Below are 26,031 nucleotides of genomic sequence, written 5' to 3' on the forward strand. Positions count from 1 at the left end.
GCTCATCGTCGGACAAACGAAGTAGACGTAGCGAAGCAGCGGTTCGGCATGTCACGCAACGCGCCAGATGACAGCAGACTGCAAGACCCGACGCTCAAGCAATGCCTGGCAACCCTTAAGCAATGCTTCAGCAGCGCATCATCAACGCTTTGGTCAACCGGGCGAGCAACGCAGCCGGCTACATGCATGACCCGACATTGCGTTGAACTTCGTCTCACTCGTGCGGACGAACCGGCAACGCGCAGCAAGTGCAGTAGACAGCACACGCACTCCGCAATACAGATAGATAGAGCAGCGAAACGACGCTTGAACACGTTGCTCTTTGAGCTCGCGAAGTACCTCAGCGACACACGTTCAACACGCTTCACATGAGGCGATGCACACACACCGTTGAACAAAGTGTTGTATGAACGTAGCAACGCGAATCGAAAACAGGATTTTTCATGAGCGGACTCTTTTATCGCTCGTGAAAAGATGGTACAAACCGTTCTAAATTGATGGTGACATTTATGCTCAACTGGGATGACGAGATCACTGCCGTAACTCCCTCGAGCGCTACGCAACAGAACGTGTTGCGCAACGCTGCGGGATCGGCTGTCGGTTCGCAAGCCGGAACGCGTTCCGCTCCTCATGCTCCCTCGGCTCAAGACATCTTCGCGAACGACATCGCTGTCGCTCCCGTTGCTCCGATTGCTCGCGCTGCTGGAACGGCTGCCGTTTCAGAGGCTCGGGTCAATGTCGCCGACAAGCGCATCATCAACGGCCAGACCGACGTCAATCAGTTGGTGCCGTTCAAATACAAGTGGGCCTGGGAAAAGTATCTGGCTGGTTGCGCCAACCACTGGATGCCGCAAGAAGTGAACATGTCGCGCGACATCGCCCTCTGGAAGGACCCGAACGGGCTGACCGAAGACGAGCGCCGCATCGTCAAGCGCAACCTGGGCTTCTTCGTGACGGCTGACTCCCTCGCCGCCAACAACATTGTGCTGGGCACCTACCGCCACATCACGGCGCCCGAATGCCGCCAGTTCCTGCTGCGCCAGGCGTTCGAAGAGGCGATCCACACGCACGCATACCAGTACATCGTCGAATCGCTGGGTCTCGACGAAGGCGAAATCTTCAACGCGTATCACGAGGTTCCCTCGATCCGCGCGAAAGACGAATTCCTGATTCCGTACATCAATGTGCTGACCGATCCGGGCTTCAAGACCGGCACGCTCGAAACCGACCAGACGCTGCTGCGCTCGCTGATCGTGTTCGCCTGTGTGATGGAAGGCCTGTTCTTCTACGTCGGCTTTACGCAAATCCTGGCGCTCGGCCGCCAGAACAAGATGACCGGCGCGGCGGAGCAATACCAGTACATCCTGCGCGACGAGTCGATGCACTGCAACTTCGGCATCGACCTGATCAACCAGATCAAACTTGAAAACCCGCAACTCTGGACGGCTGAGTTCCGCGCGGAAATCCGCGAGATCTTCCAGCAGGCGGTCGAACTTGAATACCGTTACGCAGAAGACACGATGCCGCGCGGGGTGCTCGGCCTCAATGCGTCGATGTTCAAGAGCTATCTGCGCTTCATCTGCAACCGCCGTTGCCAGCAGATCGGTCTCGATCCGCTGTACCCGAACGAGGAAAACCCGTTCCCGTGGATGAGCGAGATGATCGACCTGAAGAAGGAGCGCAACTTCTTCGAGACGCGTGTTATCGAATATCAGACTGGCGGCGCGCTGACCTGGGAGTGATCCGGGTTCGTGTCGTAGATGCATTCATCGATGGGGATGCCGTCGGCCTTGAGCTGCGGCAATTATGTTTAGGAGCTGAACCGCCTGATGCAAAGCGTGCCCCGTGCGCCGCGTGCCTTCGCGGCCCACAAACATGACTGGCACTTTGCGAACCCTTCAGTGGGATGGGCAAACTTCCCCCCGGAAAAAGCCGACGGCGTGATCGCCGTTGGCTCGATCAAGCAATTACCGGCGTTGCAACCCAACGCCGATGACATTTGGCGCGCGGTGCCTTCGGGCACGGCGCGCCTTACCGCATTCATTAGCGTAAGCGCGCGGCACCTGCGTACGCCGATGAATAGCCCGCTTCGTAGCGCGCGCCCTGAGAAGCGTCCGCGGGAAGCGGGTTTTGACGAAGGGTGTAGTTTGAACTGACTCTCATCTGAAAACCTGAAGGAGAAAATGATGGCAACTGCAAAGAAAGCCGCCGCTAAGAAGCCTGCAGCGAAGAAGGTCGCAGCAAAGAAGGCAGCTCCGGCGAAGAAGGCCGCACCGGCAAAGAAAGTAGCAGCGAAGAAGGCAGCGCCGGCCAAGAAGGTCGCAGCGAAGAAGGCAGCTCCGGCGAAGAAGGTTGCAGCGAAGAAGGCTGCGCCGGCCAAGAAGACCGCAGCGAAGAAAGCCGCACCGGCCAAGAAGGTAGCAGCGAAGAAGGCAGCGCCGGCCAAGAAGGCAGCAGCGAAGAAGGCTGCACCGGCCAAGAAGGCGACTGCGAAGAAGGCAGCGCCCGCGAAGAAGGCTGCAGCGAAGAAGGCCGCGCCTGCGAAGAAGGCTGCAGCGAAGAAGGCCGCGCCTGCGAAGAAGGCTGCTGCCAAGAAGGCTGCGCCCGCGAAAAAGGCTGCCGCTAAAAAGGCTGCGCCTGCCAAGAAGGCTGCTCCTGCGAAGAAGGCCGCTGCTCCTGCGAAGAAGGCCGCGCCTGCGAAGAAGGCTGTCGCCAAGAAGGCTGCGCCTGCACCCGCTGCGACTTCTGTTTCGAGCGCACCGGCGGCGACGGTGAAGACCGCGCTGAACCCGGCAGCGGCATGGCCGTTCCCGACGGGCAGCCGTCCGTAACAGGACGCGGGCAGTAGAAGTACTTCGGCACATGGTTCCATGTGTCCGATGATCGGGCAGCGCTTGACGGAGTCTCGCGAGCGCTACCCGGTCAGGATCCCGTTGCTGGTCTCCGGCAACGGGATTTTTTTCGCCCGAAGAAAACGTAAGTCGCGAGGCGTTGCGCGTCGCGGGTCCCGCGTCGACGGTGCGGCTCTCGCCGTGCACGTGGGCTCGGCATCGTGCGCTGAGCGCAGGCGAAAAAAAACGCATGCACAGGGGAGGGCATGCGTGTGAGGTCGATGCGGCCGCGTCAAGCTGGCCGCTCGAGAGGGGAAAGCTAGTGCGTGACGCGCGTAACGCCGCCGCTGGAGAGAAGCCGGACGCGCTCGCCAGCGCGGAAGATCTCGCCGGTGGAGCTTTGGGTGATCGCACGGATGTCGCCGTTATCGAGGCGTACGGTGATCTCGAGACCGTCGCGCACGGCGACGCTGTTCTCGACCGAGTTGCCGGCCACCGCGCCCGCCAGACCGCCGATGATGCCCGTCACGATCGAGCCGCGTCCGCCGCCGATCGCGCTGCCGGCCACCGCGCCCAACGCGCCGCCGCCGATCGCGCCAAGGCCGCTTGGCTGACCGTTGTTCGAACTGATCTTGACTGCGCGCACACTGTCGACCGTGCCCATACGGACCGTTTCCTCGCGCTGTGCCTGCGACGCCGTATACACGTCCGCGGAACTGCTGTTGTATGCACACCCCGACATGGCCAGCGAACCGGCAATCAAGGCGGCCACTACCAGGCGACTCGTTGTTCTCATTCCCTAACTCCAATAGCTTCCGTTATTACGGCAGGTCGTACCCGAACGCCTGCTTGAACCGTTCGTTGATCTGCGCCCGGGTGGGCGCGTAGTTTTGCGGGCCCTGGTGTTCGATCTTCAGCGCGCCCATCAGGCTTGCGAGACGGCCGGTGGTCGCCCAGCCGAGCTTCTTTTCGATGCCGTACAGCAAGCCGCCGCGAAACGCGTCGCCGCAACCTGTCGGATCGAGCACCTGCTGCGCCTTGACGGCCGGAATTTGTTCGACGCCGCCCGCGTGATGGATCTGCGCACCGTGTTCGCCGAGCGTGACGATGAGCGCTTCCACCTTGCCAGCGATCTCCTCGATCGACCAGCCTGTCTTGTTGCTCACGAGCTTGGCTTCGTAATCGTTGACAGCTACGTAAGTCGCAAGTTCAATCATGCGCCGCAGTGCAGCACCGTCGAAGAGCGGCAGACCCTGGCCCGGATCGAAGATGAACGGCACGCCCGCCGCTGCCAGGTGCTCCGAATGCTGGACCATGCCGTCGTAGCCGTCCGGCGCGACGATGCCAAGCGTGATGCCCTTCGCTTCGTCCGCGCGGTTCAGATGCGACTGCATCATCGCGCCCGGATGGAACGCGGTGATCTGATTGTTCTCGAGATCGGTGGTTATCATGGCCTGCGCCGAGTAGGTGCCCGGCACGACCAGCACGTTTTCCGTCGACAGCCCGAGTTGCCTGAAGCGGTCCATGTAGAGTTGCGCGTCGATCTCGCCGAGCGTGCCCATGATGCGCGCGTCGCCGCCAAGCAGATTCAGCGAATAGGCGATGTTGCCCGCACAGCCGCCGAACTCGCGGCGCATGGTTGGCACGAGAAAGCTCACGTTCAGGATGTGGACCTGCTCCGGCAGGATGTGCTCCCGGAACCGGCCTTCGAAGGTCATGATGTTGTCGTAGGCGAGCGAGCCGCAAATCAGCGTAGACAAGGCGAGCGTTCCTGTAAAAAACGATGGAGAAATCGGGGGGAAGATGCGACAGCGCCGCGCGTGAAGCGCGGCGCCGGAGTCTTCGTACGCTTGGGTTTTACTTCAGCGCAGCGAGTGCTGCGTCGTAGTTCGGTTCGTTCTTGATTTCGCCGACCAGTTCCGCGTGAACGACCTTGTCGTTCTCGTCGATCACGACGACGGCACGCGCCGTGAGACCCGCGAGCGGCCCGCTCGTCACATCGACGCCGTATGCCTGTGCGAACTCATGGCCACGGAAGGTCGAGGCCGTCACGACGTTCTCGATGCCTTCGGTCGTGCAGAAGCGCGACGCGGCGAACGGCAGGTCGCCCGACACGACGATCACCGACGTGTTGGTGAGCTTGGCGGCGGCTTCGTTGAACTTGCGGGTGGAGGTCGCGCAGGTCGGCGTGTCGAGGCTCGGGACGATGTTCAGCACCTTGCGCTTGCCGGCGAAATCGGCGAGCGACAACGGCTTCAGGTCCTTGCCGACCAGCGAGAAAGCAGGCGCGGTCTGGCCGACCGACGGGAAGGTGCCGGCTACTTCGATCGGGTTACCACCCAGCGTGACTTGACTCATGTGTTGTGCTCCGAAAGTTCGTCAGTGATGACGGTGAGCGCGCCCGGTCCGAGCCGGGCACGCGGGGACGCGTTACGGATAGAAAATCTGTACGCGGAAATTCGAGGCGACCGCGTTGCCCGTGTCGAGGCGCACGATCATGGTTTGCGTCATGTGCGGCGGCAGGCCGGCTGCGATGGGCGTGCCGGGCGGGACATAATCTTGCGGAAACAGCACCCGGCGCAGCGCAATGTTGTTCTGGTCGTCGAGCAGCGTCAGCTCGATCGCCGGATAAGCGAGCGCCACGTTGAAGCGGTTGCGCAGCGGCATGCGCAATTCGAGCTTGTGCGGCCCGTCGACCTGGCGCAGATCGGACGGCTCGACCTGCAGACCGTCGATGTCGTGCGGCGCGGTGAGCTGGCAGCCGAGTTGCGCGCACGCCTTCGCGTACAGCACCTGCGTGCGCGGCAGATAGACGAGCACCGTTTCGCGCTGCCACCAGGCGAGTTGCGCCAGCAGGGCGATGACGAGCAGTCCCGCCGCCACCGATCCGCCGATGATCCACGCGAGGCGGCGCGGCTCGGCCGGACGTGTTTCGCGGACCACAGCGAACGGATCGTCGTCGTCGTGGACTGGGTTCACCGAGAACGGCTCGCCGTCCGGCGTGGCCGCCGCCCGCGCCGGACCGCGCAGATCCGGATCGTCGAAATGCGGATGGGGATGCGTGGTGCCGAGCCCGGCAGCGCCTACGCCGGTCGTGCCGAAATGCGGTTCGTTGTCGGGAAATCCGTGGAAACCTGCTGATTCATTGAACACCGGTTCGTCAGCCGGCGAGCCCGCAGCGCGCTCGGTCTTGTGCCAGACGCGCGGCGCTTCCTCGTGGAGCGGCTCGCTTACCGGCTGGTTTGCCGGCTTGCTTGTTTGCTCGCTCAGTTGCTCGCTTACCGGCCCCTCTTCATAGGCGAAGGGTTCGAGCGGCGCGTCAGCGAGCACGGGCTCGTGGTCCGCCGCCGCTGCAGTCCCCGAGACGCCCGACGCGCCGGCGGACAACGTGGGTTCCGTCGCTGCATGGCCTGGTGCTGCCGGAGCGCGTGCGCCCGCGTAACGCGGCTGGGCCGAGACGCTCGCTGCGCTATGACGGAACCGTTCCTCGAAGAGCGGCGTGGGCCGCGGCGCCCAAGGATCCCACGCGGCGGGGCTGAAGTCCGCCGCGCCGGGCTGCGCGCCGGAAAGGGCCTCGATTGCGGCGGCCGCGGAGACGTGTCTCGCGCTGGAAAAATCGCCGCCCTCGCTGATGTCGTAGAGACTGCTGGAAGCGTCGAATACTTCGTGGCATTGTCCGCAACGCACGAGCCCGCGGCGTAGCGCGAGCTGCGCCGGTTGCAGGCGGAAGACAGTTTCGCAGAAGGGGCAGCGCGTCGCCAGAAGCATATTGAGCCGGATAGCCAGAAGGCCGTTGGTTGGACAATACGCCTTATTCTAATGGCTTTCGCGGCGTGTTCCCGTTAAGCATACCCAGCCTTCGTGTTCGCGCCATACGCCGATGTCGATCCAGCGCGCGTACACCTGCGCGACCTCGTCGGCCTGGCGCGCCAGAATGCCGGACAGCGCGATGCGACCGCCCGGCTTGACCTTCGACGAAAGCATCGAGGCCATCAGCTTGAGCGGATTGGACAGGATATTGGCGACCACGATCTCGAACTGGCCTGCCGGACATTCGTCGGGCAAGCCGTAGGTGACCTCGGCGCGGTTGCGTTCGCTGTTGTGACGCGCCGACTCGACCGCTTGCGGGTCGATGTCGATGCCGTACACCGGATCGGCGCCGCATTTTTTCGCGAGGATCGCGAGGATGCCGGAGCCGCAACCGTAGTCGAGCACCGACTGCCCGGGCTTCACCGATTGCTCGAGCCATTCCATGCAAAGACGCGTAGTCGGGTGGCTGCCCGTGCCGAAGGCCAGACCCGGATCGAGCTCCAGCACCAGCGCGTCCGGATCCGGCGCGTCGTGCCACGACGGCACCACCCAGATGCGCTCGCCAATCGGAATCGGATCGAATTGCGACTGCGTGAGCCGCACCCAGTCCTGCTCCTCGACGTCACGCACGGTGAAGCGCGGCGCCTCGTCGAGACCGATTTCATTCGACGCCGCAGCCAGCAGCACGGCCGGTTCGTGTTCCGGCGCGAGCAGCGCGATCACGCGCGAGCGCTGCCACGCCGTGCGCTCAGGCGTGAGACCGGGCTCGCCGAAAAGCGGCTGCTCGTCGGGCGTGTCGGCGTCCGCATCTTCAACCGATACGGACAACGCGCCCAACTCAAGCAGCGCGTCGGACAACTCCTCCGCGTGCTCGCGCGCCAGCTCGGCGACCAGTTCCCGGTAACTCATGACTTACGCTTCTTCCGGTGCGACCGCGAGTTTCGCGGCCAACCGGTTTTCGAGGTAGTGAATGCTCGTGCCGCCTTCGACGAACTTCGCATCCAGCATCAGTTCGCGATGCAACGGGATGTTCGTCTGAATGCCTTCCACGACCATTTCCGACAGCGCGATGCGCATCCGCTTGATGGCCTGCTCGCGCGTGGCGCCGTAGGCAATCAGCTTGCCGATCATCGAATCATAGTTCGGCGGCACGAAATAGCCATTGTAGGCATGCGAATCGACGCGGATACCGGGGCCGCCCGGCATGTGCCACGACGTCAACCGTCCCGGCGACGGAATGAACTTGAACGGATCTTCGGCGTTGATCCGGCATTCGATTGCGTGGCCCTTGAACACGATGTCGCGCTGACGGTAGGCGAGCTTTTCGCCGGCCGCGATGCGGATCTGTTCCTGCACGATGTCGACGCCCGTAATCAGTTCGGTCACCGGGTGCTCGACCTGCACGCGCGTGTTCATCTCGATGAAGTAGAACTCGCCGTTTTCGTACAGGAACTCGAACGTACCGGCGCCAAGATAGCCCATCTTCTTGCAGGCGTCCGCGCACCGGTCACCGATGCGGTCGATCAGACGGCGCGCGATACCCGGCGCCGGCGCTTCTTCGATCACCTTCTGGTGACGGCGCTGCATCGAACAGTCGCGCTCGCCGAGCCAGATCGCGTTCTTGAACGAATCCGAAAGCACCTGAATTTCGATGTGGCGCGGGTTCTCCAGGAATTTTTCCATGTAGACCTGCGGGTTGCCGAACGCACGGCCGGCTTCTTCGCGCGTCATGTTGACCGCGTTGACGAGTGCCGCTTCTGTGTGAACGACGCGCATGCCGCGGCCACCACCGCCGCCGGCCGCCTTGATGATGACCGGATAGCCGACCTGGCGCGCAATCTTCACGATCTCTTTCGGATCTTCCGGCAATGCGCCTTCAGAACCCGGCACGCAAGGCACGCCGGTCTTGATCATGGTTTGCTTGGCCGTGACCTTGTCGCCCATCATCCGGATGGTTTCCGGACGCGGACCGATGAAGGTGAAGCCGGATTGCTCGACGCGCTCGGCGAAGTCGGCGTTCTCCGACAGGAAGCCGTAACCGGGGTGAATCGCCTCGGCGTCAGTGACCTCGGCCGCGCTGATCAGCGCGGGCATGTTCAGGTAGCTCAGATTCGAAGGCGCCGGGCCGATGCAGACGGCTTCGTCCGCGAGCTTCACGTACTTGGCTTCCTTGTCGGCTTCCGAATAGACGACGACCGTCTTGACGCCGAGTTCGCGGCAGGCGCGCTGGATACGAAGCGCGATCTCGCCACGATTGGCAATGAGGATTTTTTCAAACATAGCGGGTTTTCGACTCATCAGTGGGCGCCGGGTTGTTCACAACACCGGCTGCCTCAGAGGATCGGGCGCGCGCTCCGGGCAGCGGGGCGCGACGGGCGCATGGGACGGCATGCGCGCAGCAAGGCGCGGTGCGCGCCGCGTTAGCCGACCACGAACAGCGGCTGGCCGTATTCCACCGCCTGGCCGTTTTCGACGAGGATTTCCTTCACGACGCCGGACTTGTCCGACTCGATTTCGTTGAGCAGCTTCATGGCTTCGATAATGCAGATCGTCTGACCTTCCTTGACCGTATCGCCCACCTGAACGAACGGATCCGCGCCCGGCGACGGCGCGCGGTAGAAGGTGCCCACCATCGGCGAGGTCACCACGTGGCCTTGCGGAGCGGCTGCGGCCGGCGTGGCCGGCGCGCCTGCTGCCGGCGCTGCTGCCAGAGCTTCGCCACCGTTGCCCGGCGCCGCTTGCGCGAATTGCTGCGGCGCGTACGAGGCGGACGGTTGCACGTAAACCGGCGGCGCATTCTTGACGATGCGGACCTTGCCCTCGCCCTCGGTCACTTCGAGTTCGGATATGCCCGACTCCGAGACGAGGTCGATCAGAGTTTTCAGTTTACGTAGATCCATCAGGAAGCCCCTTTCAATGCATGGAAGTGCCGGCGCGTGTGCGGCCGGCGCAAATTAGAAGTGTTGTTGATTCAGACGCGCGACGAACCGGCTGCCAGCCGGTCGAGCGCGAACTCCAGTGCGTACAGATAGCCCTTCCAGCCGAGGCCGCAAATCACGCCCTCTGCCTGGTCGGAGAAATATGAGTGATGCCGGAACGGTTCGCGGCGATGCACGTTCGACAGATGAATCTCGACGAACGGAATGCCGACGCCTGCCAGTGCGTCGCGGATCGCCACACTTGTATGGGTGTAGGCGGCCGGATTGATCAGAATGAAATCCGTCTTTTCCGCGCGCGCAGCCTGGATGCGGTCCACCAGTGCGCCTTCGTGGTTGCTCTGGAAGGACGCCAGTTCGACACCGGCATCCGCTGCGCGGTCGGCGAGCGCCTGGTCGATCTGCGGCAGGGTCACGCGGCCGTAAACCTCCGGTTCCCGGGTGCCGAGAAGATTGAGGTTCGGGCCGTGCAGTACCAGCAGTCGCGTCATGGTCGCTTCTTTTTCCGTGGAATTGGGCGCACTTTAGCGCTGATTAGAGAAACTTGTCTAGTTTCATGCGCGGACGCGGCGCGCGCCGCGCTGCTCAGGCGTCCGCGCTGCGCCCCAACTTCTGGCAAGTCCGGCCGATCTGCGCGCAATTCTGCACGTTTCATCGGCAAACATACGTGAAAAGATTGTGAAATTTACAGCGCGTCGAGCGTCTGTTTCAGCGCCTTGGGGTCGATCTGGCCTAATTTTGTCGAGCGGACATTGCCCTTGGCGTCGATCACGACAGTGAACGGCAGCCCGCCAGCGGTATTGCCGAAGGCCCGCGCAAGGTCCGCGCCGCTAAAGCCTGTGACGTACACCGGGTAGGCGACGGTCACTTTCTGCAAGAAACTCTGGACGTTTTTCTCGGAGTCCACGCCAAGTCCCACGAACTGGACTCCTTTGTTCCGGTACTCCCGCTGAAGTTGTGACAGCGCCGGCATTTCCTCGACACACGGGGCGCACCATGAGGCCCAGAAGTTGACGACGATCGGCCGCCCTTTGAGCGCAGTTAGCGTTTGTGGCTTGCCGTTTGGAGATGTGAGCGGCGTTGACCACAGTTGAGCGACCGCGTTTTCGTTCGACGGCGGCTGCGACTGCGCCGCGCGAGCGACCTCGCTGACATCTTCGTTGCTACCAGCGCCGCGGTTGCTATTCAACCAGTGATTGGCAAAAACGCCGCTCCCCGCAGCGATCACGGCGACGACTGCGGCGATCAGGATCCGTCGGGTATTCATGATGCGTGTCTAATTAGTGGAAGGTGCGACGCCGCTGCCGTCGAGCAGCGACTGAACCGCCTGCAGATTCGCGCGCGCGGTGCGTCCGCGGGCGTCCGCCTTGACAGCGCCGCGCAGGTCGTCCGATTCATACAGCGCGACGTGAACGCCGACGGGCTCCGAATCGCGGGCTTCGTTGGCCGGCCGCCACAGGAAGCTCAGCGTCTCCACGTACCCGCGTCCGGCGAAGTGACGCGTCTCCGAGACGTCGTACTGAATATTCGCGTTCAGAAAGTAAATGGCGACTTCTTTCGGGTTGTCGCAGAACACCTGCAAGTGAATGTCGGAATGTTCGCCGGCCGTGCCGCCGAGCACCGCACCCGTCAGATAGGGGTTGAATGGTGCGAGCCGCTCCATCCATTCGATTGCGATGCGACGCAGACGCCGCAGCAGCGCCGGCTGACTGTCGCCCTGAAAGAGCGACTGATACTCGCGGATTTCTTCCTCGATCTGATCGTTATCGGGCAGCCATTCGCCGGCTACGCGGCTTTCTCCGACCACCTGGCGGGCCGCTTTGCGTTTGGCCGTCGCATAGTCGAGACCGTCTTCCGCGATCAGGCGCGCGGCGGCAATTGCGATTTCCTCGCGCACGCGCTGCGGATCAAAATGTGATTTGCGAACCATCCGTCCATCATACTAGAGATTGATGACAGCCCTTCCTGGCCGCCCGGAGCGGCTGCCGGCGCGCGCCGCGGCGGGCGGGTGCGCTTAGGTGTTCGGAAGGCGTCGGTTACAATAGCGTCCTTTGCGGGAAGCCGCTCCGGCTGCCCGCTCACCTCACATCCCTCACAGGAAAGCGCCGGCCGCCCGGGCTTTTCTGGGCCCCTCGGGGTCTGGCGGAACGCCAGGGGAGGGCCCTTCCAGGAAAAACGCCCGCGCGGCACGACAGGCTTATGCACATCCACATCCTCGGTATCTGCGGCACGTTCATGGGCGGTCTCGCGGTCCTCGCGCGCGGCGCGGGCCACACGGTGACGGGCTGCGACGCCGGCGTCTATCCGCCCATGAGCACGCAGCTCGAGGCGCAAGGCATTCGCCTGATAGAGGGCTACGACGCGGAACAACTGAACGGGCTGAACGCCGACCTGTTCGTGATCGGCAACGTGGTGTCGCGCGGTAATCCGCTGATGGAAGCCATTCTCGACCGCGGCCTGCCGTATGTGTCCGGTCCGCAATGGCTCGGCGAACATGTGCTGAACGGCAAGTGGGTGCTGGCGGTAGCCGGCACGCACGGCAAGACGACCACCAGTTCGATGCTGACGTGGCTGCTGGAAGACGCCGGCCTGAATCCCGGCTTTCTGATCGGCGGCGTGCCGCTCAATTTCGGCGTCTCCGCGCGGCTCACGGATTCGAGCTTCTTCGTGATCGAAGCGGATGAGTACGACACCGCCTTCTTCGACAAGCGCTCGAAGTTCGTCCACTACCGGCCGAAAACCGCCGTTCTGAACAACCTCGAATTCGATCACGCGGACATCTTCCCGGATCTGGCCGCCATCGAGACGCAGTTTCATCACCTGATCCGCACGGTGCCGCGCATTGGGCGAGTGGTCACCAATGGCCGCGAAGACGCGCTCGAGCGGGTGCTGACGCGTGGCTGCTGGAGCGAGGTGGAGCGCTTCGGCGTGCAGGGCGGCTGGCAAACGTTGCCCGCGGAAGACGGCGTCCCCGTCGACGAACGCTTTGCCGTGTATCACAACGCCGAGCGCGTGGGCGTGGTCGAGTGGCAAGTGCAGGGTGAACATAACCGCATGAACGCGCTGGCCGCGATTGCTGCCGCGCGCCATGTCGGCGTGCCGCCGGCCCAGGCGGCCAGGTCGCTGGCGAGCTTTCGCAACGTAAAGCGGCGCATGGAAGTGCGCGGCAGCGTGGACGGCGTGACCGTGTACGACGACTTCGCGCACCATCCCACCGCGATCGAAACGACCGTGGCCGGCCTGCGCGCGCGCGTGGGCCGCGACAACACGCGCATTCTCGCTGTACTCGAGCCGCGTTCCAACACCATGAAGCTCGGCGTGATGAAGGCGCAGTTGCCCGCCAGTCTCGCCGACGCCGACCTGGTATTCGGCTACGGCGCACCGAGCGGGCGCGACGCGCTTGGCTGGAACCTGGCGGAAGCCCTCGCGCCGCTCGGCGGCAAGGCGCAAGCCTTCGACAATCTTGACGCGCTCGTCAAAGCCGTGGTTCACGCGGCGCGCCCCGGCGACCAGATTCTGGTGATGAGCAACGGCGGCTTTGGCGGCGTGCATCAGAAACTGCTCGACGCTCTGTCCTCGCGAGGCGCCACGTGATTCTTTATCTGCATGGTTTCCGTTCTTCGCCCAATTCTTTCAAGGCGCGCCTGCTGGCCACGCGGCTCGTGGAACTGGGCCGCAGCGACGAATGGTGCTGCCCGATGCTGCCGGTTTCGCCGTTTGAGACAGTCGCGCTCGCCGAGTCGCTGGTGGCCGCCGCCGGCACGACGCGCGTGACGGTGATAGGCAGTTCGCTCGGCGGCTACTTCGCGACTTATCTGGCGGAAAAGCACGGCTGGCCGGCGGTGCTGCTGAACCCCGCGGTGGTGCCGCAGCGCGACCTGAGCGCGTATCTCGGCGAGCAGCCGTTGTGGCACGGCGGCGGCAGCATCGTCGTGGAGCCGCATCATCTTGACGAATTGCGGGCGCTGAGCGTGACATCCATCACGCGTCCCGAACGTTATTATTTGCTGGCCGCGACCGGCGACGAAGTGCTCGACTACCGCGAAATGCTCGCGCACTATCCTGGCGCGCGGACTACGCTGATCGAGGGCAGCGACCACGCGATCAGCGAGTTCGCCGACTATCTCGACGACGTGCTGGCTTTCTGCGACGCCGAGGACATCGAGCCGCCGGCGCCGCGCGAGGCTGCTTGAACGCCGGTGGAGCCGCAGCCGCAACACGAGCGGCGCGGATAGTCCGCGCAGACAACCGGCCACATGGCCGGCGCGGTCCCGAAACAGGCAGTCCGACAGCGGCACTCAAAGCGCCGCGAGTCATCAGATTCATGCCGCATGCGCGCGTCGCGCGCGGCGGATCCATCATCACGAACACGTTGCCGTGCCGCGCACGCCGGCGGATGCAAGTCAGACGAGAGTATTGAGTGAACGTTTTCTTCGAGGAATCGGGCAGTTTCAAGGCCGGCAGCGTGCTGTCGCGTCAGGGCGATGCGTTTCAGGTCGAGTTGCCGGGCGGCCGGCGCGCGAAGGTGCGCGCGAAAGACGTGCTGATCGAATTCGAAAAGCCGGGCGCTGCCGAGCTGATGCTGGAGGCGGATGCCGTCGCGCAGGAAATCGATCTCGACTTCCTGTGGGAATGCGCACCGGACGACGAATTTCCGTTCGCGACGCTAGGCGCGGAATATTTCGGCGAGCGCTTCGGCGCGACTGAGCGCGCGGCGCTCGTGCTGCGCATGCATGGCGCGCCGGTCTATTTCCGCCGCAAGGGCCGCGGCATGTATCAGCGCGCGCCGCAGGAACAGTTGAAAATGGCGCTCGCGGGTCTCGAGCGCAAGCGCCAGCAGGCGCTCGTGCAGCAAGGCTACGAGGAAGAACTGAAAGCCGGCCGCTTGCCGGAGGCCTTCACCGGCAAGACGGCGCTCGCCCTGCTCACGAAGCCGGACAAGAACACCATCGAATACAAGGCGCTGGAAGCGGCGGCGGCCGCGCGCGGCATTTCGCAAGCGCGCCTCATGCTCGAATGCGGCGCAATTCCCTCGGCGCGTGCGCTGCACGAGGCCAAGTTTCTCGCCGAGTTTTTCCCGCACGGCACCGGCTTTCCGCCGGTCACGCTCGGCGGCTTGCCGGACGATCTGCCGGAAGCGGACGTGCAGGCGTTTTCGATCGACGACATTACGACCACTGAAATCGACGACGCTTTCTCGGTCGAGCATCTCGCGGACGGCCGCGTGCGGATCGGCGTGCATATCGCCGCGCCGGCGCTCGGCATTCAGCGCGGCGACGAGATCGACGCCATTGCGCGCGCGCGTCTGTCCACGGTCTACATGCCGGGCGACAAGATCACAATGCTGCCCGACAACGTCGTCGATGCGTTTACGCTCGCCGAGGGCGGTTTGCGCCCGGCGCTGTCGCTGTATGTGATCGTCAATCGCGAGACGCAGGAAATCGTCGCGAGCGAAACGCGCGCCGAGCGCGTGTTCGTGAAGAACAACTTGCGTCACAACACGCTCGACGAACTAGTCACCGAAGAAGCGCTTGCCGCCGGCACGGGCGACTATCCGCACAAGGAAGATATCGCCGTCTTGTGGCCGTTCGCGCAGGCGCTGTTCGAAAAGCGCCAGGCCGCGCGCGCGGGTTACGGTCTGCGCCGCGAAGTGCAGCGCAATACCGACTTCAACTTCTACGTGGACGGCGAGCACATCACGATCACGCCGCGCCGGCGTGGCTCGCCGCTCGACACGATCGTCGCCGAACTGGCGATTCTCGCGAACTCGTCGTGGGGCGCGTTCCTGCACGATCACGGCGTGCCGGGCATCTATCGCACACAGCGCGCGTTTGGCGCGCCGACCGGCCCGAAGCGCACGCGCATGCAGACCAATGCCGCGCCGCATGAAGGGCTCGGCGTCACGCAATACGCGTGGAGCACTTCGCCGCTGCGTCGTTATGTCGACCTGGTGAATCAGTGGCAGTTGCTCGCTTGCGTCCAGCATGGCGTGACCGCGAAGCTGGCGGCGCCGTTCAAGCCGAAAGACGCCGACCTGTTCGCCGTCGTGCAAGGTTTCGACGACACCTACAGCGCGTACGCCGATCACCAGCGCCGCATGGAATATTTCTGGTGCCTGCGCTGGCTCAAGCAGGAGAATAAAAAGCAGGTGGTCGCGTCGGTGGTGAAGGGCGATCTCGTGCGGCTCGAGGAGATTCCGCTGCTGCTGCATGTGCCGGGGCTCGGCGTGCATGCGCGGGGCACGCGTCTGCAGATGGAAGTGATGTCGATTGACGAATTGACCGTCGAGGCGTCTGTGCGCCTTCTGCATGTGCTGGATGCGCCCACCGTTACCAGCGGCAGCGAAGCGGACGAGGCCGACGAAGGCGAAGACGAAGAAATCGTCGAAGCATCGGACGAAAGCGCCGAGAGCGAAGCCGAGGCGCAAGCCGAAGCTGCTGCCGAGGACGCCGGGAACGCCGGGAACGCAGACGCCACGTCCGACGGCGAGGGCTCGAATTCCGCCAGCGAGCAGCAGATCACGGAACCCGGACGATGAGCGCTACGCACATGAAAGACCGTTATGCGGTGATCGGCAATCCGGTCGGCCATAGCAAGTCGCCGTTCATTCACAGTCGGTTTGCCGCGCAGACCGGCGAGCCGGTCGAGTACGGCGCGCTGCTCGCGCCGGTGGACTCTTTCGTGCCGCACGTGCGCGCGTTTATCGGAGCGGGCGGTCGCGGGCTGAACGTGACGGTGCCGTTCAAGCTCGACGCGCATGCTTTCGCCGACGTGCTTTCGCCGCGCGCGGCCGCTGCCGGCGCGGTGAATACGTTGCGGGTCGACTCGAACGGCGTCTACGGTGACAACACGGACGGTTTTGGGCTCGTGCGCGACATCGAGGTGAATCTCGGCGTGCCGCTGAAGGGCGCACGCATTCTGCTGCTCGGCGCGGGCGGCGCCGCGCGCGGCGTCGTGTTGCCGATGCTCGAGCGTGGGCCGCACACGCTTACCATCGTCAACCGGACGGCGGCGAAAGCCGAAGCGCTGGTCGCCCAGTTCGCGCAAGCCGCCGCCGACGCCGCGTGTCGTCTGACCGGCGGCAACGCGCGCTCAATCGAGCCGGGCGCGTACGACGTGATCGTCAATGCAACCGCGGGCAGCCTGGAAGCTTCGTTGCCCGAATGCGACGACGGCGCATTCGGCAACAGTACGCTGGCCTACGACATGATGTACGGCGCGCATCCGACCGTGTTCATGGAGTACGCGCAGAAGCTCGGCGCGCGCGGCGCCGACGGCCTTGGCATGCTGGTCGAGCAGGCGGCCGAATCGTTTTATGTCTGGCGCGGCGTGCGGCCCGACGGCGCGCCGGTGCTGGCGGAACTGCGCGTGCTGCTGACGGCGCCGTCGCACGCCTGACGCGCGCGCCTCGCCGCACCACTGCACTCACACAACACACGACATTCCGATGACAGCAACGCGGCGCGCGAGCCGGCCTGGTCCGGCGCGATGGATTGCTTATCTGGCTGCCGTGCTGGTTTTCGCGTGGCTCGCGACGCAACTCTTTTACTTCGCGCAGATTGCGGTGTGGAACTATGTCAATCCGCGCTCGACGGCTTATATGCGCTCGGACGCGTGGCGTTTGTCGCGCGAAAGGCCTGATCTTTCGATTCAGCGCACGTGGGTGCCTTACGACCAGATCTCGCGCAATCTGAAGCGGGCGATCATTGCTTCCGAAGACGCCAAGTTCGTCAACAACAACGGCTACGAAACCGACGCCATTCTGCAGGCCTGGGAGCGCAACAAGTCCAAGGGCAAGATTGTCCGCGGAGGCTCGACGATCACACAGCAACTCGCGCGCAACCTCTTTTTGTCGCGTGAGAAGAGTTATATCCGCAAGGGGCAGGAGTTGATCATTACGTGGATGCTGGAGACCTTGATGGACAAGGAGCGCATCTTCGAGATCTACCTGAATTCCGTCGAGTGGGCCAACGGGGTGTATGGCGCCGAGGCGGCGGCGCGTTATTACTACAGGACGTCCGCGAGCGCGCTGACCGCGGCGCAATCGGCGCGGCTCGCGGTGATGCTGCCGCAGCCCAAGTATTTCGATGAGCATCGCGGGTCGAAGTATCTCCAGCAAAGATCGCGGGTGATCGCGCGGAGGATGGGGGCGGCGGAATTGCCCGAGTGAGCTGGCGGCGGTTGGATTTTTATACACCGTTGTGGGATCGAGGTGGTCACACCGCCAGCTGATAAGTGGGTCCCCTGGCTTGGAGGGGTAGTGGTGCATCTGGAATCCGTGCCGTCGCACATTCCGCGCTAGTGACAAGGCAGTCATTCTTCCGGCCACGCTGCGCGCGCCGCAGCGGTCGTTCTGAAAACCTCTTCCCTTCCTCCCTTCGTTGTCTATTCCGTTCTTCATCTTCTGTTCGGGTTCCTGAGCTTTCGTTTCTGCGCTGCTGTTTGTGCTTGCGAGAGGCGCTGTCTGTGTTCGCGCGCCGCCGAGGCAAGCCGACGGCACCGCCCGGTAAACGCACTGGGCGGTTTCGGGCGCGACCCTTCCGGCGAGCACGCAGTGCCAGGCGGGAAGCATGACTGCCTTGTCTAACGCCGAACGCGCGAGGGAACAGATTCCAGACGCACCACTACCTTCTCCAAGCCAGGGGACCCACTTATGAGCTGGCGGTGTGAGCCCGCTTTCTTTGCTTACTTTCTTTGCGGCGGCGCCCCGAAGGAAGTCCCTTGGGGGACAAGGAAAGTAAGTGCCGCCCCGCACAGGGGCAACACTAATAGACCACCGTGAACTCAAGAAAAGGCCAATAGGTTCAAAACCCGAGCCCACGGCAACAAAAAATCCCATTATCTGACCACTCCAATCACATATTGGAGCTTTCTCAAAAACCGCCCTACAATCGGTTCCAACAAGCAGACACGCATCTGCGGCAGCAAAAAAACCCGGAGACAAAGCCAACCATGCCTAACAAAGCCACGAGGCAGCATCCCCGCGCCCGCAGCGTCGCGCGCACCCAAGGCCCGCTCTCCGGCCCCGCGCTGTAAGCGCAGAAACCACCGAAAAGCGAATCGCCATGAATAAAGCGATGCCCCATCACGCCGAAAGCGCGGCCGAAGCTGATCTGGCGCCGCATGCGGAGCACGCGTCGAGCGCCGCCCCGCGCTCGGCTGCCTCCGCAGCCAAAGCGCCGCCGCGCGCGGCCGCGCAGCCCGCCGTCGTCAACGAAATCGCGTTGCCGAGCACGCTGCTCGACATCACGCCGCAACAGGCCGGCACACAGACACTTCTGCGCGGTCTCGCGATTCTGGAAGCAGCCGCCGCCGGCGTGCGCGATCTGCGCACCTTCGGCGCCGCGCTTGGCACCACGCGCAGCACCACGCATCGGCTTGTCAGCAGCCTCGTGCAGGCGCGCTACCTGCGGCAGGTGCAAGGCGGTTATCTGCTCGGTCCCAAGCTGATCGAACTCGGCACCATCGCGCTCGAACAGATGCCGCTTACCGCAGTTGCGCGTCCGCATCTCGAATCGCTCGCGGAACAGACGCTGGACACGATTCACCTCGGCGTGCGCGACGGCGACGACGTGCTGTACATCGACAAGATTCCCGGCACGCGCGGCCTCGAAATGCGCTCGCGCGTCGGTCACCGGATGCCGCTTGCGTCGACAGGCATCGGCAAGGCCATGATGCTCGACCTCAAGCCCGAGCTCTGGCAGTCGCTCTTCGACGCATCGCGCCGCGCGCTCGCCAGTGTCACGTTCAAGCCCGATAACCGCCCGGACGCGCAGACCTTCATGCAACGCATGACGAACTATGCCGCCGGCGGCTACACGTTCGATCTCGAGGAAAACGAAGCGTCGATTCGCTGCGTCGCGGCTCCGGTGCGGGATGCATCGGGCGCGATCGTCGCGGCGCTGTCGGTGGCGAGCACGATTCCCTATATGCCCCTCGAACGCATGGACGAACTGATTCCGGTCGTACAGCGCGAAGCGCGTGCGATCTCCGAAGAACTCGGCTGGCGCGCCCCACAACCCACAACCCGCAGGATCAAGCGATGAAACAGGCGGGTTCGCCGACACCGTCGGACGCGCAGCTCGCAGCCCGCGCTGACGGAGCCAACGCAAAAGCTGGCGGCGACGCCGAAGCCGCCTGCCAGGCAGCGCTGATCGCGCTCGACTGGGGCACGACGTCGCTGCGCGCGTATCTCTACGACGCGGCCGGCAACGTACTGGCGACGCGCGCGTCGACGGCGGGCATCATGAATCTGCCGCGCAGCGCCGAGCAAGGCGGTTTCGACGCGGCTTTCAAGGACGCTTGTGGCGCGTGGCTCGACGCGGCGCCCGGCACGCCGGTGATCGCCGCGGGCATGGTCGGCAGCGCACAGGGCTGGCTCGAGGCGCCCTACGTCGAGACGCCCGCAAGCGCCGACGCGCTCGCGGCTGGCATTGTGCGCGTGCAGGCGGCCTGCGGCGCGACGCTGAACATCGTGCCCGGCGTGCTGCAACGCGGCGAGCTGCCCAACGTGATGCGCGGCGAGGAAACGCAGATTTTCGGCGCGCTCGGCGAGGACCTCGCTGGCGCGGACAGCGGCAAGCAGGCGCTGATAGGCTTGCCGGGCACACACGCCAAATGGGCGGTGGTGCAGGCGGGCCGCATCGAACGTTTTCATACGTTCATGACCGGGGAAGTGTTCGGCGCACTGCGCGAACACACGATTCTCGGCCGCACGATGGTGACGCCGGATCGTCCGGATTCCGAATCGTTTCTGCGCGGCGTGGACATCGCGCGGGACAAGGGCCAGGCGGGTGTGCTCGCGACGGTCTTCAGTTCGCGCACGCTGGGTCTCACCGGGCAACTTTCGCGCGAGCAGCAGCCGGACTATCTGTCCGGGCTGCTGATCGGACATGAACTGGCCGGCCTCGAAGCGGTGCTTGCGCAGCAGCACAGTTCGCTCGCGGGCCAGAGCCTGCGCCTCATCGGCAATGAAGCGCTGTGCGAACGCTATCGCGTCGCGCTTGCGCAATTCGGCTGCACGCACGCCGAGCTCGTCAGGCAAGCGACCGAGCGCGGCTTGTGGCGTGTCGCCTCGGAGGCGGGGCTCGTCAAGCCGGCCGCCCACGCGGCGCGCGCCGGTCGGGCGGCCACGCCGTCATCCACGAAATAGGGAACCGATAAGGGAACCGCCATGCAACCTCACATCAATCTGCCCGCTCCGTACATGCCGCACGCGGGTCTGATCGCGGCGTTCGAGGCATGTCCGCTGATCGCGATCATGCGCGGCGTGACGCCCGCCGATGCGGCGGAGCACGGTCAGGCGCTGTATGAAGCCGGCTTTCGCATCGTCGAGGTGCCGTTGAATTCGCCGCAGCCGTTCGACAGCATCGCCGCGATCCGCAAGGCGCTGCCCGCCGATGCGATCGTCGGCGCGGGCACCGTGCTGCATCCGAGTTTCGTCAAGGACGTGAAGTCCGCGGGTGGCGAACTGATCGTCATGCCGCATAGCGACCCGGAAGTGGTCAACGCAGCCAAAGCGCAAGGCATGGCCTGCGCGCCGGGCGTCGCGACCCCGACCGAGGCGTTCATCGCGCTGAAGAACGGCGCCGACGTATTGAAGATGTTCCCCGCCGAGCAGCTCGGCTGCCAGGTCGTGAAAGCCTGGCGCGCGGTGATCGCGGCAGAGGTGCCGCTCGTGCCGGTCGGCGGCGTGACGCCGGACAACATGGGGCCGTTTCTCAGTGCCGGCGCGAATGGTTTCGGGCTCGGTTCGGCGCTCTACAAGCCGGGGCAGAGCGCGGCCGTAACCGCATCGCACGCGAAGGCGTTCATCAACGGTCTGCGCGTGGCGCGCGCGGGTGCGAAGAAATGACACGGCTCGCCGGTAAAGTCGCGTTGGTGACCGGCGCGGGCCGCGGTATCGGCGCGGCCATCGCCCTCGCGTTCGCTCGTGAAGGCGCGGCGGTGGCGCTCGCCGAACTCGACATCGAGACGGCGCGGCAGACGGCTGAGCAGATCCGCTCGGAAACCGGGGCGCGCGTGCTGGCCGTGCATACCGACGTCACCCAGGCGGCCTCGGTTCAGCACGCGGTGAACGAGGCGCAAAGGGCGCTCGGACCCGTCGACGTCCTGGTGAACAACGCGGGCATCAACGTGTTTTGCGACCCGCTCACGATGACCGACGACGACTGGCGCCGCTGCTTCGCGGTCGATCTCGACGGTGTCTGGAACGGTTGCCGCGCGGTGCTGCCGGGCATGGTCGAGCGCGGCGCGGGCAGCATTGTGAACATTGCGTCCACGCATGCGTTCAAGATCATTCCGGGCTGCTTTCCGTATCCGGTCGCGAAGCACGGTGTGATTGGGCTCACGCGTGCGCTCGGCATCGAATACGCGCCGCGCAACGTGCGCGTCAATGCCATCGCGCCGGGCTATATCGAGACGCAGCTGGCGCACGACTGGTGGAACGAACAGCCAGACCCCGCCGCCGCGAGGCAGGCGACGATCGACTTGCAGCCGATGAAGCGCATCGGCCGCCCGGAAGAAGTGGCGATGACAGCGGTGTTTCTCGCATCGGACGAAGCGCCGTTCATCAACGCGACGTGCATCACCGTGGATGGCGGCCGCTCGGTCCTCTATCACGACTGAATTGCGACTGAATCACCACTGAAAAAGAACAACGCAGCACAGTTTCACCGGACGACGCGCTGGCCGCGTGTGTCATAACCGGTACAAGAAGACGCGGCCGATACCTTCTCGTTATCAATTAGTCAGGAGACACACAACATGAAACGCAGAATTTTCCTCACGCTGGCAGCAGCGGCGGCGGGTGTGCTTTTCAACGCACCGGTCGCGCAAGCCGCCGATCCGGTCAAGATCGGTTTCCTCGTGAAGCAGCCGGAAGAACCGTGGTTCCAGGACGAATGGAAGTTCGCGGAAATCGCCGCCAAGGAGAAGGGCTTCACGCTCGTGAAGATCGGCGCGCCGTCGGGCGAAAAGGTGATGAGCGCAATCGACAACCTGTCGGCGCAAAAAGCCCAGGGCTTCGTGATCTGCACGCCTGACGTCAAGCTCGGACCGGGCATCGTCGCGAAAGCGAAGGCCGACGGCCTGAAGATGATGACCGTCGACGACCGTCTCGTGGACGGCGCGGGCAAGCCGATCGCGTCGGTGCCGCACATGGGCATCTCGGCGTACAACATCGGCAAGCAGGTTGGCGACGGCCTCGCCGCCGAGATCAAGAAGCGCGGCTGGGACATGAAGGATGTCGGCGCGATCGACGTGACCTACGAGCAGCTGCCGACCGCGCATGATCGCACGAGCGGCGCCACGGACGCGCTGCTGGCCGCCGGCTTTCCGAAGGCCAACGTAATCGCCGCGCCGCAAGCGAAGACGGACACGGAAAACGCGTTCAACGCCGCCAACATCGCGCTCACCAAGAACCCGCAGTTCAAGCACTGGGTTGCCTACGGCCTGAACGACGAAGCCGTGCTCGGCGCGGTACGCGCAGCGGAAGGCCGCGGCTTCAAGGCCGACAACATGATCGGCATCGGCATCGGCGGGTCGGATTCGGCATTGAACGAGTTCAAGAAGCCGAACCCGACCGGCTTCTTCGGCACGGTCATCATCAGCCCGAAGCGTCACGGCGAGGAAACCTCCGCGCTGATGTATGACTGGATCACGCAAGGCAAAGCACCGCCCCCGCTGACGCTGACGACCGGCATGCTGGCCACGCGCGAGAACGTCGGCGAAGTGCGCGAGAAGATGGGCCTGGCTTCGAAGTAAGCATGATGCAATGAAGTGAACTGCCGGCGCGGCGCTTTCGCAGGGGCGCGCCGGCAACAGTAATAGATCGACAGAGGAGGCGAAGTGTCAGCGACGCTACGTTTTGACAATATCGGCAAGGTCTTTCCAGGCGTGCGCGCGCTCGACGGTGTGTCCTTCGACGTCAACGTCGGCCAGGTGCACGGCCTGATGGGCGAAAACGGCGCAGGGAAATCGACCCTGCTGAAGATACTCGGCGGTGAATATCAGCCCGACTCGGGCCGCGTGATGATCGACGGAAAAGAAGTGCGCTTCACGAGCGCTGCTTCGTCGATTGCGGCCGGGATTGCGGTGATTCACCAGGAACTGCAATACGTGCCCGATCTCACGGTCGCGGAAAACCTGCTGCTCGGCCAGTTGCCGAATTCGTTCGGCTGGGTCAACAAGCGCGATGCCAAGCGCTTCGTGCGCGAACGTCTCGAGGCGATGGGCGTCGCGCTCGATCCCGACGCGAAGTTGCGCAAGCTCTCCATCGCGCAACGGCAAATGGTGGAAATCTGCAAGGCGCTGCTGCGCAACGCCCGCGTGATCGCGCTCGACGAACCGACCAGTTCGCTGTCGCATCGCGAGACGGAAGTGCTGTTCAAGCTGGTGCGCGATCTGCGCGCCGACAACCGCGCGATGATCTACATCTCGCATCGCATGGACGAGATTTACGAACTGTGCGACGCCTGCACGATCTTCCGGGACGGACGCAAGGTCGCCTCGCATCCCACGCTTGAAGGCGTGTCGCGCGACACGATCGTCAGCGAAATGGTGGGACGCGAAATTTCGGACATCTACAATTATTCGCCGCGGCCGCTCGGTGAAGTGCGCTTTGCCGCGAAGGCAATTGAGGGCCACGCGCTTTCGGAGCCGGCCAGCTTCGAAGTGCGGCGCGGCGAGATTGTCGGCTTCTTCGGACTGGTGGGCGCGGGGCGCAGCGAGTTGATGCATCTGGTGTACGGCACGGAGCACAAGAAGGGCGGCGAACTGCTGCTGGACGGCAAGCCGATCCGCGTGAAGAGCGCGGGCGAAGCGATTCGCCACGGCATCGTGCTGTGCCCGGAAGACCGCAAGGAAGAAGGCATCGTCGCGATGGCGACCGTGTCGGAGAACATCAACATCAGTTGCCGGCGCCACTATCTGCGCGCGGGCGTGTTTCTCGACCGCAAGAAAGAGGCGGAAACCGCGGACCGTTTCATCAAGCTGCTGAAGATCAAGACGCCGAGCCGCCGCCAGAAAATCCGCTTCCTGTCGGGCGGCAACCAGCAGAAGGCCATTCTGTCGCGCTGGCTCGCCGAACCGGATCTGAAAGTGGTGATTCTGGACGAACCGACGCGCGGCATCGACGTCGGCGCGAAGCACGAAATCTACAACGTGATTTATCAGCTAGCCGAGCGCGGCTGCGCAATCGTGATGATCTCGTCCGAGTTGCCCGAAGTGCTCGGCGTGTCCGACCGCATCGTCGTGATGCGCCAGGGACGAATTTCCGGCGAGCTCGCGCGCAAGGATGCAACGGAACAAGCGGTGTTGGGCCTCGCATTGCCGCAAAGCTCGACCGCACTGCCAGGAACTGCCGCTCAACAGGCGGCCTGAACATTATTGGACGAAAGTCCGGCAACCCGTGGGGAACGGGAGGAGTCTTCAAATGCAAGCTAGAGAAAACCTCGCGCAACAGGCCGCCAAGAGTGCCGCCGAAGCGCTGATTCCGCAGACGAGCGACAAGGCGAAGTGGTGGCAGCAGATCACCGAGTACAGCCTGATCCTGATCTTCGTGGTGATGTTCGTGACGATGTCGCTGACCGTCGACCACTTTTTCTCGATCGAGAACATGCTCGGCCTCGCGCTGTCCATTTCGCAGATCGGCATGGTCGCGTGCACGATGATGTTCTGTCTCGCGTCGCGCGACTTCGATCTTTCCATTGGTTCGACCGTCGCGTTTGCCGGCGTGTTGTGCGCGATGGTGCTCAACGCGACCGACAACACGTTCATCGCAATTGTTGCCGCAGTGGCGGCGGGTGCTGTGATCGGCTTTGTCAACGGCGCGGTGATTGCGTATCTGCGCATCAACGCGCTGATCACCACGCTCGCGACCATGGAAATCGTGCGTGGCCTCGGCTTTATCGCGTCGCACGGCCAGGCCGTGGGCGTGTCGTCGGATACGTTCATCGCGCTGGGCGGCCTGAGCTTCTTCGGCGTGTCGCTGCCGATCTGGGTCACGCTGCTGTGCTTCATCGTGTTCGGCGTGATGCTCAATCAGACCGTGTATGGCCGTAATACGCTTGCTATCGGCGGCAATCCTGAGGCGTCGCGTCTTGCCGGTATCAACGTCGAGCGCACGCGCGTCTACATCTTCCTGATTCAGGGCGCCGTGACCGCGCTCGCCGGTGTCATTCTCGCTTCGCGTATCACGTCGGGTCAGCCCAATGCCGCGCAAGGCTTCGAGCTGAACGTGATCTCGGCTTGCGTGCTCGGCGGCGTGTCGCTGCTCGGCGGCCGCGCGACCATTTCCGGTGTCGTGATCGGCGTGCTGATCATGGGTACCGTCGAGAACGTGATGAACCTGATGAACATCGACGCGTTCTATCAGTACCTCGTGCGCGGCGCGATTCTGCTCGCCGCCGTGCTGCTCGACCAGTTGAAGAACCGCGGATCGCGGGATTAATCCA

General features: G+C 63.9%; 25 protein-coding genes. 15 read left to right on the plus strand and 10 right to left on the minus strand.

All coding sequences use genetic code 11. The features are described 5' to 3' along the window. Positions 1–509: 509 nt before the first annotated feature. From A3AC_RS0125200 to A3AC_RS0125205, 3 genes are all read left to right on the plus strand, one after another. A complete protein-coding gene (locus A3AC_RS0125200) occupies positions 510–1,742 on the plus strand; it encodes a ribonucleotide-diphosphate reductase subunit beta (RefSeq protein ID WP_025602221.1) in 1,233 nt (410 codons plus the stop codon). Positions 1,743–1,829: 87 nt separating this feature from the next. Beyond that, the gene (locus A3AC_RS30250) at positions 1,830–2,156 is read left to right on the plus strand and encodes a hypothetical protein (protein WP_084515578.1); all 327 of its coding nucleotides are present in this window, start codon (positions 1,830–1,832) and stop codon (positions 2,154–2,156) included. A 30-nt stretch (positions 2,157–2,186) separates the two neighbouring features. After that, a complete protein-coding gene (locus tag A3AC_RS0125205) occupies positions 2,187–2,831 on the plus strand; it encodes a histone H1-like DNA-binding protein (protein ID WP_013340543.1) in 645 nt (214 codons plus the stop codon). 319 nt (positions 2,832–3,150) lie between these two features. On the opposite strand, the gene A3AC_RS0125210 is transcribed toward A3AC_RS0125205, so the two are convergent. From A3AC_RS0125210 to A3AC_RS0125260, 10 genes are all read right to left on the minus strand, one after another. Beyond that, complete coding sequence (locus tag A3AC_RS0125210) at positions 3,151–3,627, minus strand: glycine zipper 2TM domain-containing protein (protein ID WP_025602222.1); 477 nt, start codon at positions 3,625–3,627, stop codon at positions 3,151–3,153. A gap of 25 nt (positions 3,628–3,652) precedes the next feature. Beyond that, complete coding sequence (locus A3AC_RS0125215) at positions 3,653–4,591, minus strand: carbohydrate kinase family protein (protein ID WP_025602223.1); 939 nt, start codon at positions 4,589–4,591, stop codon at positions 3,653–3,655. Positions 4,592–4,688: 97 nt separating this feature from the next. After that, a complete protein-coding gene (gene tpx / locus A3AC_RS0125220; RefSeq protein ID WP_025602224.1) occupies positions 4,689–5,189 on the minus strand; it encodes a thiol peroxidase in 501 nt (166 codons plus the stop codon). 72 nt (positions 5,190–5,261) lie between these two features. Next, a complete protein-coding gene (locus A3AC_RS0125225; RefSeq protein WP_025602225.1) occupies positions 5,262–6,599 on the minus strand; it encodes a zinc-ribbon and DUF3426 domain-containing protein in 1,338 nt (445 codons plus the stop codon). A gap of 48 nt (positions 6,600–6,647) precedes the next feature. After that, the gene (gene prmA / locus A3AC_RS0125230) at positions 6,648–7,550 is read right to left on the minus strand and encodes a 50S ribosomal protein L11 methyltransferase (RefSeq protein ID WP_025602226.1); all 903 of its coding nucleotides are present in this window, start codon (positions 7,548–7,550) and stop codon (positions 6,648–6,650) included. A gap of 3 nt (positions 7,551–7,553) precedes the next feature. After that, positions 7,554–8,921: an acetyl-CoA carboxylase biotin carboxylase subunit gene (accC, locus tag A3AC_RS0125235; RefSeq protein WP_025602227.1), complete on the minus strand. Its 1,368-nt coding sequence runs from the start codon at positions 8,919–8,921 to the stop codon at positions 7,554–7,556. A gap of 140 nt (positions 8,922–9,061) precedes the next feature. Further along, positions 9,062–9,541 carry an acetyl-CoA carboxylase biotin carboxyl carrier protein gene (accB, locus tag A3AC_RS0125240; protein WP_025602228.1) on the minus strand — a complete coding sequence of 160 codons (480 nt, stop codon included), beginning with the start codon at positions 9,539–9,541 and terminating at the stop codon, positions 9,062–9,064. Between the two features lie 71 nt (positions 9,542–9,612). After that, positions 9,613–10,068, minus strand: coding sequence for a type II 3-dehydroquinate dehydratase (gene aroQ, locus A3AC_RS0125245; RefSeq protein WP_025602229.1), 456 nt, complete (start codon positions 10,066–10,068; stop codon positions 9,613–9,615). Positions 10,069–10,262: 194 nt separating this feature from the next. Next, on the minus strand, positions 10,263–10,844 hold the full coding sequence (locus tag A3AC_RS0125255; protein ID WP_025602230.1) for a TlpA family protein disulfide reductase: 582 nt from the start codon (positions 10,842–10,844) through the stop codon (positions 10,263–10,265). 9 nt (positions 10,845–10,853) lie between these two features. Beyond that, positions 10,854–11,507 (minus strand): hypothetical protein, encoded by a 654-nt coding sequence (locus tag A3AC_RS0125260; RefSeq protein WP_025602231.1) that lies wholly within the window; start codon positions 11,505–11,507, stop codon positions 10,854–10,856. A 269-nt stretch (positions 11,508–11,776) separates the two neighbouring features. Here A3AC_RS0125260 and mpl point away from each other — a divergent pair, with 269 nt between their 5' ends. From mpl to araH, 12 genes are all read left to right on the plus strand, one after another. After that, positions 11,777–13,171 (plus strand): UDP-N-acetylmuramate:L-alanyl-gamma-D-glutamyl-meso-diaminopimelate ligase, encoded by a 1,395-nt coding sequence (gene mpl, locus A3AC_RS0125265; protein ID WP_025602232.1) that lies wholly within the window; start codon positions 11,777–11,779, stop codon positions 13,169–13,171. Continuing rightward, the gene (locus tag A3AC_RS0125270) at positions 13,168–13,770 is read left to right on the plus strand and encodes a YqiA/YcfP family alpha/beta fold hydrolase (RefSeq protein ID WP_025602233.1); all 603 of its coding nucleotides are present in this window, start codon (positions 13,168–13,170) and stop codon (positions 13,768–13,770) included. The genes mpl and A3AC_RS0125270 overlap by 4 nt, the downstream gene beginning before the upstream one ends. 227 nt (positions 13,771–13,997) lie before the next feature. Further along, positions 13,998–16,115 carry a ribonuclease catalytic domain-containing protein gene (locus A3AC_RS0125275; protein WP_025602234.1) on the plus strand — a complete coding sequence of 706 codons (2,118 nt, stop codon included), beginning with the start codon at positions 13,998–14,000 and terminating at the stop codon, positions 16,113–16,115. Next, complete coding sequence (gene aroE / locus A3AC_RS0125280) at positions 16,112–16,975, plus strand: shikimate dehydrogenase (RefSeq protein WP_025602235.1); 864 nt, start codon at positions 16,112–16,114, stop codon at positions 16,973–16,975. The genes A3AC_RS0125275 and aroE overlap by 4 nt, the downstream gene beginning before the upstream one ends. Before the next feature lie 49 nt (positions 16,976–17,024). Beyond that, complete coding sequence (gene mtgA, locus A3AC_RS0125285; RefSeq protein ID WP_025602236.1) at positions 17,025–17,747, plus strand: monofunctional biosynthetic peptidoglycan transglycosylase; 723 nt, start codon at positions 17,025–17,027, stop codon at positions 17,745–17,747. 895 nt (positions 17,748–18,642) lie between these two features. Then, positions 18,643–19,623, plus strand: a complete 981-nt coding sequence (locus A3AC_RS0125290; RefSeq protein ID WP_025602237.1) for an IclR family transcriptional regulator — start codon at positions 18,643–18,645, stop codon at positions 19,621–19,623. Next, the gene (locus A3AC_RS0125295; RefSeq protein ID WP_025602238.1) at positions 19,620–20,729 is read left to right on the plus strand and encodes a 2-dehydro-3-deoxygalactonokinase; all 1,110 of its coding nucleotides are present in this window, start codon (positions 19,620–19,622) and stop codon (positions 20,727–20,729) included. The genes A3AC_RS0125290 and A3AC_RS0125295 overlap by 4 nt, the downstream gene beginning before the upstream one ends. A 21-nt stretch (positions 20,730–20,750) precedes the next feature. Further along, positions 20,751–21,431, plus strand: coding sequence for a 2-dehydro-3-deoxy-6-phosphogalactonate aldolase (locus tag A3AC_RS0125300; protein WP_025602239.1), 681 nt, complete (start codon positions 20,751–20,753; stop codon positions 21,429–21,431). After that, positions 21,428–22,204, plus strand: coding sequence for an SDR family oxidoreductase (locus A3AC_RS0125305; protein ID WP_025602240.1), 777 nt, complete (start codon positions 21,428–21,430; stop codon positions 22,202–22,204). Before A3AC_RS0125300 ends, A3AC_RS0125305 begins: the two co-directional genes overlap by 4 nt. A 138-nt stretch (positions 22,205–22,342) precedes the next feature. Beyond that, positions 22,343–23,341 (plus strand): arabinose ABC transporter substrate-binding protein, encoded by a 999-nt coding sequence (locus A3AC_RS0125310; protein ID WP_025602241.1) that lies wholly within the window; start codon positions 22,343–22,345, stop codon positions 23,339–23,341. 84 nt (positions 23,342–23,425) lie between these two features. Next, positions 23,426–24,958 (plus strand): L-arabinose ABC transporter ATP-binding protein AraG, encoded by a 1,533-nt coding sequence (gene araG / locus A3AC_RS0125315; RefSeq protein WP_025602242.1) that lies wholly within the window; start codon positions 23,426–23,428, stop codon positions 24,956–24,958. A 52-nt stretch (positions 24,959–25,010) separates the two neighbouring features. Then, positions 25,011–26,027: an L-arabinose ABC transporter permease AraH gene (gene araH / locus A3AC_RS0125320; RefSeq protein WP_025602243.1), complete on the plus strand. Its 1,017-nt coding sequence runs from the start codon at positions 25,011–25,013 to the stop codon at positions 26,025–26,027. The last annotated feature ends 4 nt before the right edge of the window (positions 26,028–26,031 follow it).

The sequence above is a fragment of the Burkholderia sp. WSM2230 genome, assembly GCF_000472445.1.
Taxonomy (GTDB): domain Bacteria; phylum Pseudomonadota; class Gammaproteobacteria; order Burkholderiales; family Burkholderiaceae; genus Paraburkholderia.